Source organism: Paraburkholderia silviterrae (assembly GCF_004353915.1).
Lineage (GTDB): Bacteria > Pseudomonadota > Gammaproteobacteria > Burkholderiales > Burkholderiaceae > Paraburkholderia > Paraburkholderia silviterrae.
On the sequence record NZ_SMRP01000002.1, the window covers coordinates 148574 to 161716 of the forward strand.

The window sequence follows — 13143 nt, forward strand, 5'->3', positions numbered from 1 at the left end:
CCTGCTCGAGGGCTCGTCGATCAACCTCTCGCACCGCGACTGCGGCAAGGTTCAGGACCCGTACTCGCTGCGCTGCCAGCCGCAGGTGATGGGCGCGTGCCTCGACCAGATGCGCCACGCCGCGCAAGTGCTGCTCATCGAAGCCAACGCGGTCTCGGACAATCCGCTGATCTTTCCGGACACGAAGGAAGTCATCTCGGGCGGCAACTTCCACGCGGAGCCGGTGGCGTTCGCCGCTGACAATCTCGCGCTGGCCGCCGCCGAAATCGGCGCGCTCGCCGAGCGCCGCATCGCACTGCTGATCGACGCGACGCTCTCGGGCCTGCCGCCTTTCCTCGTGAGGGACGGTGGCGTGAACTCGGGCTTCATGATCGCGCACGTGACGGCAGCGGCGCTGGCTTCGGAGAACAAGACGCTCGCGCATCCGGCTTCGGTCGATTCGCTGCCGACCTCGGCGAACCAGGAAGACCACGTGTCGATGGCGACCTTCGCCGCGCGCAAGCTCGGCGACATCGCCGAGAACACGGCCAACATCCTCGCGATCGAGTTGCTTGCCGCCGCCCAGGGCGTGGACCTGCGCGCACCGCACGCGACCAGCCCGGCGCTGCAAAAGGTGATGCAGTCGGTGCGCAGCGAGGTGCCGCACTACGATCTGGACCGCTACTTCGCACCCGATATCGCAGCCATGACGCAGCTCGTGCAGAACGGCGCAATCGCGGCGCACAGCCCGTTCGTGTTCGAGTCGGAAGCGCGCTAACGGAAACGGTGGCGATACTGTCGGGGGTTGGCATGCAGTGCTGCATGAAGCGCACGTCGACCCCCTGGCGCATTCGAGCAGGCGATGAACGCACCCGCATATCAGGGCATCAAGGACTTCATTCTCGCGCGCATCCACGCGGGCGAGTGGAGCGAGGGCGACCAGGTGCCTTCGGAGAACGAGCTCGCGCGCGAGTTCAAGGTCGCGCGCATGACGGTGAACCGCGCGCTGCGCGAGCTCACCGCCGAGCAGGTCCTCACGCGCGTGCAAGGGGCGGGCACTTTCGTCGCGCGTCCCAAGTACGAGTCCACGCTGGTGGCGATCCGCAGCATCTCCGACGAAGTGCTCGCGCGCGGGCACGGCTACCGCGCCGAAGTGCTGGAGATCGGCGTGCTGCCCGCCGACGAGGCGCTCGCCATCGAAATGGGGCTGCGCGCGAACGACAAGGTCTTTTACTCGCGCATGCTGCATTTCGAGAACGACGAGCCCGTCCAGCTCGAGGAACGCTGGGTCAATCCGGCCGTCGCGCCGGACTATGCGCAGCAGGACTTCACGTCGACCACGCCGAACCACTATCTGATGCGCGTCGCGCCGCTCCAGGCCGTGGAGTACCGCATCGAGGCGCTCTCGCCGCAGGCCGATACCCGCGCGCGGCTCAAGATGGCCGAGGTCGAGCCGTGCCTCGTGCTGCACCGGCGCACCCGTTCGAGCGGGCGCGTGGCTTCGGTGGCGAACCTGTGGCATCCGGGTAGCCGGTATCGCTTCACGGGGCATTTCTAGGCGCGCGCTTCCAGTCCGCCTCCAGCCTGTTTGCCCTGCGCTTTCAGGTTCATTCGCGCAGCTTCATTCACGCATCCGGTCCGCCCGATGGGCTTGCAGATGCCAGGCGCTCCGAAGCAATAGTGTGCCGCCAGGTTTCATCGTGTTGGTCCGCCTGAGCGGGCGGTGTGTTGCCGGCACGCGTCACTCAAACGTTGCGACCCTGCTTATCGCGCCGCGCGCAAGGCTGCGCGTGTGCCTTCGTCCCGTCATTCAGCGGGTTTTCTCTCATCTTCCTTACCACAGCGTGGCGCGCGGGTTGCGTCTTGCCTTGCGATGCGGCTAACCTTCAGGCATCGGCGAAGCAAGCTTTGCCCAAGAGGGAGGACCTCGGCGATGGAAGATTCCGGCGCAACGCTCATGCCCGTTTGGCGCGCGAACCTCGCGCTGCTCACGCGTGAAGTGGGCGCGGTCACGCGGCTCGCGAGGATGATGACGTTTTCCGCGAGCCACATGAAGCTGATCACTTCGGGGCAGCGCGATTTCAGCGCGGAGTTCGTGCGCGGCGTGGAGGCTGTCACGGGCTTGCCCGAAGGCTGGATGGACGAGCCGCACGGCACGGGCGACGTGCCCCAGGAGGCGCGCGACGCAATCGCCGACGAAACGCCGCGAGGGCGCTTTCGCGGCACCGCGCATCCGGTGCGCAAGGCGCCGGTGCTGCGCACCGAGCCGATCTTCGGCCATGGCGCGGACGCCCGGCGCGCGCAGAGCGCGGCCGCACAGGATGCGCAGCGGCGCATGGCTGGCACGCGCAAGATTCTGGAGCTGGCCGCGCAGGATGTGCGCAAGCTCGAACGACATTTGAGCATGCTGCCGGTGGAGCCGGAGGCGCTGCGCGCGCGCATCGAAGACGTAATTGCCTACGCGGAGCACGACGAGCGCGCGCGTGCCGACCTCGAGGGCCGGCTCGAGCAGATCGAGAAGCATCGCGAGCTGCTGCTGCGCCACATCACGCGGCTCCACGCGCTGCTCACTCGATCCACCGACGACTGATCCCGACTGCCTCCGGCGAACGGCGCACACGACTGGTGTGTAGCCGCGCCGGCGCAGCGCTACGCCGCAAGCGCGCCGTGTTGGAGCGGCGGCTCAGACACGCAGCTCCGCAAGAATCTGCTCGGCGAGAAAGTCGCACGGCGGCCGGTTCGAGCGGGCGCTGCGCGCGAGCACCACTTCGAGCTCCGGCAATTCCGGCAGGCCGTGCTGCCGCCCCAGCGTGACGAAGGTTGCGGGCACCGCGCAGCGCGCGAGCGGCGCGACCGCGAGACCCGCCGCCACCATGCTGCACAGGCCCATCAGGCTCGGGCTTTCGTAAGACGTGCGATAGGCGATCTTTTCGCGCTCCAGCGCGGCAATTGCGTTCGAGCGCGCGACGCTGCCCGCGCTGAACAGCGCGATGGGCAGGGGCCGCTCGCGCCAGATCTCCCGGCCGATGGCCGCGCTCGCGCTGGCGGGCGGCCCGGCCCAGACCATCGGCTCGAAACGGATGAATTCGCCGGCGAGGCCGCGCGTGCCCGTCACGCAGGCCAGATCGATCTCGTTGTCGCGCACGAGCGGCGCGAGCGCGCTGCTCGGCAACCCGACCACCTGAATCTCCACCTTCGGCCAGTTCGCCGAGAACTTGCGCAGCACGGGCGGCAACAGCGACGAGGCGTAGTCGTCGGGCATGCCGATCGAGACGCGGCCCGTGACCTCGGGGTGCGCGAGCGAGGCCCACGCCTCGTCGCGCAGGGCGAGCATGCGCCGCGCATAGGCGATCAGCGTGTGGCCGTCCGGCGTGGGCGTGACGTTGCGCGGTGCGCGAATGAACAGCGGCTTGCCGAGCGTGTCTTCGAGCGCGCGGATCTGCATGGAGAGCGCCGCCTGCGAGCGGTGCACGAGCGCGGCGCCGCGCACGAAGCTGCCGGCGTCGGCCACGGCCACCACCATCGCAAGGACGTCGAAATCGAGGGTCTTCATGGGTCTTCGAAGCGCGGTATCAGAAAAACTGATCGAAACATTCAATATAACGCGTTTGTCTGAACATGGCGACGCTCGTATGCTGGTCCGCACGATCCGCCTTGTGTTGCCGTCTCGCTGAGCTGCGGTCTCGCGCCTCTTTCACGTTTTCACGCCGGGAAAACCCATGTCGATGAACCCGCCTGTTGATTTGAACTACGAACGATTCCGCCAACTGCGGATGCGCCTCGACATGTCGCGCGGCAAGCCTGCGCCCGAGCAGCTCGACCTCTCGCAGGGACTCTTCGACGATGCGCTCGATGGCGGCTATCGCGCGCGCGACGGCTTCGATTGCCGCAACTACGGCCTCGCGTCCGGCTTGCCCGAGGCGCACGAACTGGGTGCCGAGCTCCTCGGCGTGCCGGCGGCGCAGGTGATTGCGGGCGGCAATTCGAGCCTCGAGCTCATGCACGACGCGCTCGCGTTTGCGCTGCTCCACGGCGTGCCGGTGGGCGAGGGCCGCAGCGCGCCGTGGCGCGCGCAGGGCGAGATTGCGTTCCTGTGCCCAGCGCCGGGCTACGACCGGCACTTCGCGATCTGCGAGGCGCTGGGCGTGCGCATGATCGCGGTGCCCATGCGCGAGGATGGCCCTGACATGGACGCGGTGGAGGCGCTCGTGCGCGAAGACGCGTCGGTGAAGGGCATGTGGTGCATGCCGCTCTACAGCAATCCCACGGGCGCCATTTATTCGGATGACGTGGTGCGCAGGCTCGCCGCCATGCCCGTCGCCGCGCCCGATTTTCGCCTCTTCTGGGACGACGCCTACCGCTTTCACCACCTCACCGACGAGCGCCACGCGACGCCCGACGTGCTCGCGGCCTGCGCGGCGGCGGGGCATGCCGAGCGCGTGCTCGTGTTCGCCTCGCTCTCGAAGGTCACGTTCGCGGGCGGCGCGCTGGCCTGGCTTGCCGCCGCGCCGGGCAATGTGGCGTGGTGGCAGCGCTCTGCCGCGGTGCGCACGATCGGCCCGGACAAGCTCAACCAGTTGCGCCACGTGCGCTTCGTGCGCGATCGCGCGACGCTCGAGGATCTGATGGCGCGGCATCGCGCGCTGCTCGCGCCGAAGTTCGCCGCCGTCGACGAGGTGTTCCGCGCGCGTCTCTCGCATGTGCCGCAGGTTCGCTGGAACGTGCCGCGCGGCGGCTACTTCATCAGCCTCTATGCGCCGCCGGGCTACGCGCGGCGCACCGTCGAGCTCGCCGGCGAGGCCGGGCTCGTGCTGACGCCCGCAGGCGCGGCGTTTCCCTATGGCGTGGATCCCCAGGACAGCCATCTGCGGATTGCGCCGTCGTTTCCGGCACTGGAGGAGGTGCGGCTCGCGGCCGAGGGGATTGCGGTGTCGCTGCTGCACGCGCTCGAAGAGCGCGGCGCGCGCGCGGCTTGACCGGCGCGCTGCGCTGACGCCACGAAGGCCCACGAAGGCAACGAAGCCGCGCTCGCGGCTGGCGCGGCACGCGGCGAAACGATGTGCTACAACGAAAGGCGAGTTCCATCGTCCACGTGAGGTCGACGTGTCCGCTCTCGCCACCGGTCTGCAACGCGCCATAGCGCAACGCGTGCGCGAGGGCGCGGCGCGTGCGCCCGTCGTGCGCGCGCTCGCGGCCGGCCCGGGCTGGCAGGCCGACGACGTCGTCTGCACGCTCGGTCCCGCCGACCGCCCCTACGAGGAGCGCCACACGAGCGCGTGCCTTGCGATCGTCGCGGCCGGGTCGTTCGGCTACCGCTGCGGGGCGGGCGGCGCGCAGGGCGGCCGCCTGCGCGGCGCCGCGCACGCCCCCGAACTGATGACTCCCGGCGCGCTCATGCTGGGCGAGCCGGGCGCGTGCTTCGAGTGCGGCCACCGCCACGGCGCGGGTGACCGCTGCGTCTCGTTTCACTTCGATCCCGCCTGGCTCGACGAGCAGGCGGCCGCCGCGGGCCTCGCGCCCGGCGCGCGGCGCTGGAGCGCACTGCGCGTGCCGCCGCTGCGCGCGCTCGCACCCCTCGTGGCGCGCGCGTGCGCGAATGTCGAGGCGCTCGAGCGTGGCGCGGGCGTCCCCGCTGCCTGGGACGAGCTGGCGCTTGCGCTCGCGGTGGCGACCTTGCGCATGAGCGCAAGCGGCAAGGACGTGCGCGGAACGGCTCAAACGATGCAAGCGGCAAGCTCGGGCCAATCGGTGGCCGCGGCGGCCGTGGCAGCGCGCGTGGCGGCGACGCTGCGTCTGATCGAAGAGACGCCCGATGCGCCGCATACGCTTGCGAGCCTCGCGGCGGCGGCAGGCGTGAGCGAGTTCTACTTTCTGCGGACCTTTTCGGCGGTCGCGGGTGTGACGCCTCATCAATACTTGCTGCGCTCGCGGCTGCGCGGCGCCGCGCTGCGCTTGCTCGCCGGGGAAGCCGAGGGCGACGGTCCAGGGGGCCGCAACGGGCAAGGCTTGGCGAAGATCGTCGACATTGCACTGGCGAGCGGTTTCAACGACCTGTCGAACTTCAACGCGGCTTTTCGTGCCGAGTTCGGCGCGAGCCCGCGTGCGTGGCGCGACGCGGCGCGCGCACGCCAGCTCGCGGCGAGCTCCTGGCCGCGTGCGACGAGTGCGACGAGTGCGACGAGTGCGACGAGTGCGGCGAGCGCGGCGAGCGCGCCGAATCCAGCAAGCGCGGCCAGCACGATGGACGAGGCGCCGATGCGGCGGACTTGAGCGCGGCGCCCGCAGACCCGAGCACCGGGCAACCACCGCTCACGATACGATGTAGCCCATGCGTGCAGCCCATGCAGGGTACGCAGGAAACAACGAGGGGAGTGGCGCGAAGCATGAAGGAACGCGTGAGGCGCGGCGCCAGGCCGGCGGGGACCGATGCGTTCGTTCTTGCATGGGCATTGGCATTGGCGTTGACGTTCGCCGTCCCATGCGCGCACGCGCAGCCACCCGCCGCCGCACAGGCGGACTCGGGCGTAGGCGCCGATTCTTCAGATCTCGCTGACCTCGAGGATCTGCCGCCCGCCACGCTCGAGCGCGACGTCCATCTGTTCGTCGTCCAGAAGGACGGCTCGGTGCAGGAGCACGACGACTCGACGCTGCGCGCCAACACCACCGCAGGCGTCGACGCCGTGGCGCAGCGCTATGTCTGGTTCAATAAGGATATCGAAACGATCACGGAGCTTTCGGCGCAGACCGTCGACCCGGACGGCACGGTGCACGAGGTGGCCCCGAGCGCGATCCGCGACGTTCAGGAGCCGCGCTCGGCGGGCGCGCCGACCTTCGAGGACGGCGTGCTGCGCACGGTGATCTTCCCGGGCGTGCAGCCGGGCTCGCGCGTGCGTCTCGTGTGGGCGAAGCGCCGCGCGAAGGCGCTGCAGGCGGGCACGTTCTCGTACTTCGCCGAGCCGCCGGGCGAGCCGGTCGAGCTCCAGCGTCTCGTCTTCGATCTGCCCGCGGACTTGCCGCTCCATGTCGATGCGCGCGGCTACACGGCGCTTGCTCCCGTCAGCGCGAACGGCCGCACCCGCTACGCCTTCGAGTATCGCCATGGCCCTGACGCACCGCTGGAGCCGGGCGCCGTCGCGCGCGTGAACTGGGGCGCGCGCCTGATGGTCACGACGGTGCCCGACTACGCGGCCTTTGCGGCTCGCTACCGCGAGGCCGCCGCCGATCCCACGGCGAGCGATCCATCCATCGCGGCCTTCGCGCGCGCGCTTACGGCGGGGCTCGACGATCCGCGCGAGAAAGCCGCGCGCATCTACGACTGGATGCGCCTGAATATCCGCTACGTGGCGCTCTTTCTGGGCGAGACCGCGGCGGCCCCGCACCACGCGGTGGACATCCTGCGCGTGCGCTACGGCGACTGCAAGGACCACGTCGCGCTTTTCACGGCGCTGCTCGCGGCGGTGGGCATTCGCGCCGAAGCGGCGCTGCTCAATCTCGGTCCGGTCTATACGCTGCCATCGGTGCCGGGCTACGGCGTGGAGGCGATCGACCACGCGATTGCGTGGCTGCCCGAGCTGGGCCTGTTCGCGGATACCTCGTCGGGCGGCGTGGCGTTCGGCTATCTGCCGGCCGGTGTGATGGACCGCCCGGCGCTGCTCGTCGACGACGGCGTGCTCGTGCGCACGCCCGCCACGCAGCCACGCGAGCGCGTGGCGCGGCTCGAAATCGACGTGGCGGCGAGCGGCGCCGCAGCGTACCGCTATCGCGTGGATGACACGGGCGCGGGCGCGGAGCCCGAGCGCAATACGTTTCGCCGCGCGACGCATCAAGAGGCGCAGCAGATCGCCTTGCAACGCCTGCGCCAAACTGGCCTCGCGGGCACGGCGCGGCTTTCGACGAGCGCGCTCGATGCAACGGGCGGCCCGTTCGCCGCTACGGTCAGCGGCACGCTCGAGCATGTCGTCTGGCCCGACGGCACGACGGCGCTGCCCGCGTTGAGCAGCTTCACGGGCGGCATCGCCTCGCAGCTCGACGCATGGCTCGCGGTGCCGCGGCGCACGCAGCCATGGGCCTGCGTGGGCGGCAATTTCGAGGAACTCGCGCAAATCGTGCTGCCCGCGTTCGCGCGCGTGACGGACCTGCCGCGCGACACCTCCGCGAGCGCGCTCGCGGACGGTGCGCGACTCGACTACGCGTCGCACTACGTGTTCGATCCGGCCTCGCGCACGGTGCAGGTTACGCGCCGGCTCTCCGCGCAGTTTGGGCGGCAGATGTGTTCGCCTGAACAGTTCGCGCAAATGCGCGATGCGCTCGTGCGCATGCAGCGCGATACGCACGCCCAGATCGTCGTGCGTGCGAAGCGGGAAAGAACGACCGGCGATGAACGGCGGGGCGAGGCAGAAGGACGTCCGAGTGTGGCGTGCGCCGCCGTTTCGTGCATCGGTCGAGGCGGACCGCTGGGGCTCCTTAGCCGCCGCGCGTCATCACCGGCACCCAGGCGCCCTGCTTGACCTGATAAAGCGTCGAGGCGCCGTTCCTGAGCGCGCCCTGCTCGTCAAAGGCGATGCGGCCTGTCACCCCGCCGAACGACAGCGTTCTGAGCGTACCGCGCCAGGCATCGGGATTCGCCGACTTCGCCGCCGCCATCGCGTGAATGGCGGCCCAGGCGGCGTCATAGCCGAACGGCGCGTAGGCGAGCACATCGGCGCCGAAGCGGCTCTTGAACCGTTGCTCGAAGCGCGGGCCGTCGGGCAGTTGCGCGAGCGGCCGGCCGTACTCCCATGCGAGCGCGCCTTCGCCCGCCTGGCCCGCGAGCCGCACGAACTCGGGGATCGCCACGCCGCCGCCGCCCACGAATTGCGCGCTCATGCTGCGCGCCTTCAATTGCCTGACGAGCGCCGCCGCCTGGCGGGCGAGCCCGCCGAAATAGAGCAGGTCGGCGTCGGCGGCCTTGATATGCGCGAGCTGCGGGCCGAAGTCGACGACATCGCCGGAGTCGCCCGCCGCGAACTCGCGGGCGACCACGGTGCCGCCGTGCGCCTTCACGGTGCGCTCGAACACGTCGGCCTCACCCTGGCCGAACGCGCTGCGGTCGTCGACGATGGCGATGCGCCGCGCCTTCAGCACGTCGACGGCCCAGGCCCCCGCCATGCCCGCGTTCTGCGCGTCGTTCGAGATCACCGTGAAGACGTTGGCGAAGCCCTGCGAGGTAATGACGGGATTGGTCGCGGCGGGGTCGATCATAGGGATGCCGGCGCTCTCGTAAATGCGTGAAGCCGGAATCGCGGTGCCCGAGTTGAAGTGGCCGACCACGGCGGCCACGTCCTGATTCGAAAGCCGCGCGGCGGCCTGCACGCCCAGGCGCGGGTCGGCGCGATCGTCGATGGAAACGAGCTCGAAGTGCGCCGTTTGATCGCCGATCTTCACGCCTTGCGCGTTGGCTTCGTCGAGGGCGAGCTGCACGCCGTTTTGCAGGTCGTGGCCATAGTCCGCGTACTCGCCGCTCAGCGGCGCGACAAAGCCGATGCGCACGGTGAGCGGCGTGGCCGCGCCGGACGCCGCTGCGCCGGGCGCCGCCGCGTGCGCAGCGCCGCCGGGCGCAGCGGCGAGCACGCACGAGAGCGCGCCGAGCACGACGGCGAGCAGCGCAGTGCGTCGCGACGGCCGCAATGGCCAGCCTGGCGCGGGATGCGGCAGGTGGTGCAGCGAGCGGCGGGGCGCGTGGCGCAGTCTCATCGTGACTCCTGTGTTGAACTCAAACGCGCCTGCTCGCCATCGCCACCGTGCGCTCAATGCGCCGATTGCATCGCAAGGAGCGTTTCGCGCAGGCGCACGAGCGGCGCCATGGTGTCTTCGTTCGCCCAGCCTTCGAGGTCGTCGAGGGCGCGGTTGCAGCCGTCGAGCACGACGTCCAGATCGACGGGCACGCCATTGGCCAGCGCCAGGCGCACGATGGCCTCGAAGCGCTCGCAGTCTTCATCGCCATAGGCGATGTCGAGGTTGTCGGCGATGGTCTGCGCGATGTCGCTGCGCTGGCGGTCTTCCTCATCGACGAGGTCGATGATGCCGCGCGCCACTTCGGGCGCGTGGTAGAGCGCGATGTCGAGCCATTGCGCGGCATCGAAATCGGCTTCATGGCTTTGCTCTTCGAAGTATTCGATCGCTTCCTGCTCGTGCGTCTCGCCGGCGTCGACGGCAAGGCACAGCTGCTCGAAATACTCTTCCTGTTCGCTGCGGATAGGGTGGGACATCGGTCAATCTCTTCACTAACGGTGGGCCTCGCGCCCAGATGCTGAAATGCGCATGGCGCACGCGGCTCGCATTATAGGACGCGCGGCCACGCAGTTAGCTCTGCAGTTAGCGCTGCAGTTAGCTCATGCACCCGGCACCCGCACCGGGGCCACGCGCTCAGGCCATGTCGAAGGCCCAGGCGTCGAACCATTCGCGCGGGCGCGCGATCTGGTCTTGTGCCGCGACGATCTCCAGTTCGTAGCGCCCCGCGTCGTAGGTGGTCTTCACGACCGCGTTCACGGCGGCGAGCGTGTGCTCGAAGGCGGGGCGCAGCGCATCGCCGTTCATCAGGCGCGCGACGAAGATGGCGCTCGTGATGTCGCCCACCCCCACGGGCTGGCGCGCGAAGTGATAGAGCGGGCGTTGGCCGAGCCACGCCTCGCGCTCGCTCACGACGAGCATGTTGAAGGTATCCGCCGGGCTGTTGCGGTCGAGCAGATGCTTCACGAGCACGAGCTTGGGCCCGCGCTGCAGCAGTTCGCGGCAGGCGTCGACGGCTTCTTCGGCGGTCTCGATCTCGCGGCCGACGAGCCGCTGCAGCTCGCTGTGATTCGGCATCAGTGCGTCGGCCACTTCCGGCATGTGGCGCACGAGAAACTCCTGGATGCCGGGCTCGACCTTGCAGCCATTGCCGTCGTCGTTGACCGAGCCCATCACCGGGTCGCAAAAGTAGCGCGCCTGCGGATTGGCGGCCTTCACGGCACGCACGATGTCGATGACCGCTTGCGCCTGCTCGGGCGCGCCCAGGTAGCCCGAGAGCACGGCGTCGCAGCGCGGCAGCACGCCGATCGCGCCGATGCCCTCGACGAGCTCCACCATCTGCTCGGCGTCGATCGCGCTGCCGCTCCAGTGGCCGTACTGCGTGTGGTTCGAGAACTGGACGGTATTGAGCGGCCAAACGTTCACGCCGAGCCGGCGCATCGGGAACACAGCGGCGCTGTTGCCCGCATGGCCGAACACCACGTGTGACTGGATGCTCAAAACGTTTTTCATGGGCGGTCGGTGGGGGGCGCGAAAATTCGCGCGGTGCAGCAACGATAACCGAATTCTCCGCGCCCAGTCGATGGCCGCGTGTGCGCAGTGTTGCGTTCAGCCGTCGTGTTGGCTCGATGGCCGTGGATCGTCCTGCGAAGCGCCCGCGCTACCGGGCAGCATGTTTCGGTCAGTACGCCCTCGATTGCGCGCTTCAGGCCAGCTCGCGATAGAGCGCCATGTAGCGTTGCGCCGACGCGGCCCAGCCGAAGTCCTGCTGCATGCCGTGCGCGCGCGTCTCGCGCCAGTCGTGGCCGCGCGCGTAGAGCGCGAAGGCGCGGCGGATCGCAGCCGCAAGCGCGTCGGGCTCGAAGCGTTCGAATACGAAGCCGGTGGCGAGCCCGTCGGCGAGATTCTCGAGCGAGGCGTCGACCACGGTGTCGGCGAGACCGCCCACGCGATGCACGAGCGGCAGCGCGCCATAGGCGAGCGCGTAGAGCTGCGTGAGCCCGCACGGCTCGAAGCGCGAGGGCACCACCATCACGTCGGCGCCCGCGACGATCTCGTGCGCGAGCGTCTCGTCGAAGCCGAGCTCGACGGCCACGGCATCGGGATGCTGCTGCGCCGCGCGCGTGAAGCCCTGCTCGAGGCTGGCGTCGCCGGTGCCGAGCACGACGAGCTGGCCGCCGCGCCCGACGATCTCGGGCAGCGCGCCGAGCAGCAGGTCGAGGCCCTTTTGCTCGGTGAGGCGGCTCACCACGCCGAACAACGGCGCGTCGTGCCGCTGCGCGAGGTTCAGGCGCGCTTGCAGCGCCGTCTTGCAGCGCGGCTTGCCGCTCATGTGCGCGGCCGAGTAATGCGTGGCGATGGCATCGTCATGGGCCGGATTCCAGATGGCATAGTCCACGCCGTTCAGGATGCCCACCAGATCGTGCGCGCGGCCCTTGAGCAGCGCCTCGAGGCCGCAGCCCTGAGCGACGGTCTGGATCTCGCGCGCGTAGGTCGGGCTCACCGTCGTGATTTTGTCGGCGAAATAAAGGCCTGCTTTCAGAAATGAAAGCTGACCGTAGAACTCGACGCCGTGCATGTCGAAGAAGTCCGCGGGCAGGCCCAGCATGTCGAACTGCTGGGCCGGAAAGATGCCCTGGTAGGCGAGGTTATGAATCGTGAAGACGGAGCGCGTGTGCAGGGCGGCGGACTGCGGGTCGGCTTGTTGACCTGCGTGGCCGCGCGAGCGCGCGGCGGCGCGCAGGTAGGCGCTCGCGAGGCCGGCATGCCAGTCGTGCGCGTGCACGATGCGCGGCGCCCAGTCGGGGTCGGCGTGCTGGGCGAGCTGTGCGGCCGCCCAGCCGAGCAGCGCGAAGCGCTGGGCATTGTCGCCGTAGGGCACCTGCTCGGCGTCGAGGTAGGGGTTGCCTGGGCGCGCATAGAGCGTGTCGGCGCGGATCATGTAGACCGCCAGGCCGCTGCCCGGCAGGCGGCCCAGCTCGAGCGACGCCTCGGGCGCGCCGAAGGTGCGCGTGAGGCGCGCGATCGGCTGCAGATCGGCGAGGCCCGCGGCCACGCTCGCGAAGCCCGGCAGCAGGACGCGCGCATCGGCGCCTTGCTCGATCAGCGCGACGGGCAGGGCGGCGGTGACGTCGGCAAGACCGCCGGTCTTTAGCAGCGGATAGAGTTCACTGGCTACATGCAGGACGCGGATCGTCATCGGTCTGGGGTCCTTTGCGGGCTGGCCTGGTTGTTCGTCCGGTTGTTCGTCTGGGTGTTCGTCTGCTTGTTCGTCTGCTTGTTCGTGCAGATGTTCGTGCAGTTGCTCGTGTGGCCGTTCTTGCTGCTGCTCTTGCGGCTGTCCGGATCGTGTCCGGCTGTTGCTGCAGGTTCCTTGCGTGGGCGCAGCACGTGGGC

At 69.5% G+C, this 13143-nt stretch carries 11 protein-coding genes; 6 read left to right on the forward strand and 5 right to left on the reverse strand.

Features of this window, described 5'->3' with window-relative positions:
- The 3 genes from EYW47_RS41710 to EYW47_RS04800 form a co-directional block, all read left to right on the forward strand.
- Positions 1-757 (forward strand): aromatic amino acid lyase (locus EYW47_RS41710; RefSeq protein WP_240763544.1); only part of this gene is annotated, 757 nt, incomplete at its 5' end.
- Positions 758-841: 84 nt separating this feature from the next.
- A complete protein-coding gene (hutC, locus tag EYW47_RS04795; RefSeq protein WP_133193741.1) occupies positions 842-1537 on the forward strand; it encodes a histidine utilization repressor in 696 nt (231 codons plus the stop codon).
- 375 nt (positions 1538-1912) lie between these two features.
- Positions 1913-2569: a hypothetical protein gene (locus EYW47_RS04800; protein ID WP_133193742.1), complete on the forward strand. Its 657-nt coding sequence runs from the start codon at positions 1913-1915 to the stop codon at positions 2567-2569.
- 93 nt (positions 2570-2662) lie between these two features.
- Here the strand turns inward: EYW47_RS04800 and EYW47_RS04805 are convergent, their stop codons facing one another.
- Positions 2663-3532 (reverse strand): LysR substrate-binding domain-containing protein, encoded by an 870-nt coding sequence (locus EYW47_RS04805; RefSeq protein ID WP_133193743.1) that lies wholly within the window; start codon positions 3530-3532, stop codon positions 2663-2665.
- Between the two features lie 166 nt (positions 3533-3698).
- Here EYW47_RS04805 and EYW47_RS04810 point away from each other — a divergent pair, with 166 nt between their 5' ends.
- From EYW47_RS04810 to EYW47_RS04820, 3 genes are all read left to right on the forward strand, one after another.
- The gene (locus EYW47_RS04810; protein WP_240763545.1) at positions 3699-4955 is read left to right on the forward strand and encodes an aspartate aminotransferase type Ic; all 1257 of its coding nucleotides are present in this window, start codon (positions 3699-3701) and stop codon (positions 4953-4955) included.
- Between the two features lie 127 nt (positions 4956-5082).
- Positions 5083-6249, forward strand: coding sequence for a helix-turn-helix transcriptional regulator (locus EYW47_RS04815; protein WP_133193744.1), 1167 nt, complete (start codon positions 5083-5085; stop codon positions 6247-6249).
- A 113-nt stretch (positions 6250-6362) separates the two neighbouring features.
- Positions 6363-8486, forward strand: coding sequence for a DUF3857 domain-containing transglutaminase family protein (locus EYW47_RS04820; protein ID WP_133193745.1), 2124 nt, complete (start codon positions 6363-6365; stop codon positions 8484-8486).
- Here EYW47_RS04820 and EYW47_RS04825 read toward each other — a convergent pair.
- From EYW47_RS04825 to glgA, 4 genes are all read right to left on the reverse strand, one after another.
- On the reverse strand, positions 8443-9711 hold the full coding sequence (locus EYW47_RS04825; protein WP_133193746.1) for a branched-chain amino acid ABC transporter substrate-binding protein: 1269 nt from the start codon (positions 9709-9711) through the stop codon (positions 8443-8445). The genes EYW47_RS04820 and EYW47_RS04825 overlap by 44 nt on opposite strands.
- A gap of 53 nt (positions 9712-9764) precedes the next feature.
- The gene (locus tag EYW47_RS04830) at positions 9765-10226 is read right to left on the reverse strand and encodes a hypothetical protein (protein ID WP_133193747.1); all 462 of its coding nucleotides are present in this window, start codon (positions 10224-10226) and stop codon (positions 9765-9767) included.
- 157 nt (positions 10227-10383) lie between these two features.
- Positions 10384-11259, reverse strand: a complete 876-nt coding sequence (gene pdxY / locus EYW47_RS04835) for a pyridoxal kinase PdxY (protein WP_133193748.1) — start codon at positions 11257-11259, stop codon at positions 10384-10386.
- Between the two features lie 193 nt (positions 11260-11452).
- Complete coding sequence (gene glgA / locus EYW47_RS04840) at positions 11453-12946, reverse strand: glycogen synthase GlgA (RefSeq protein WP_133193749.1); 1494 nt, start codon at positions 12944-12946, stop codon at positions 11453-11455.
- Positions 12947-13143 lie beyond the last annotated feature (197 nt).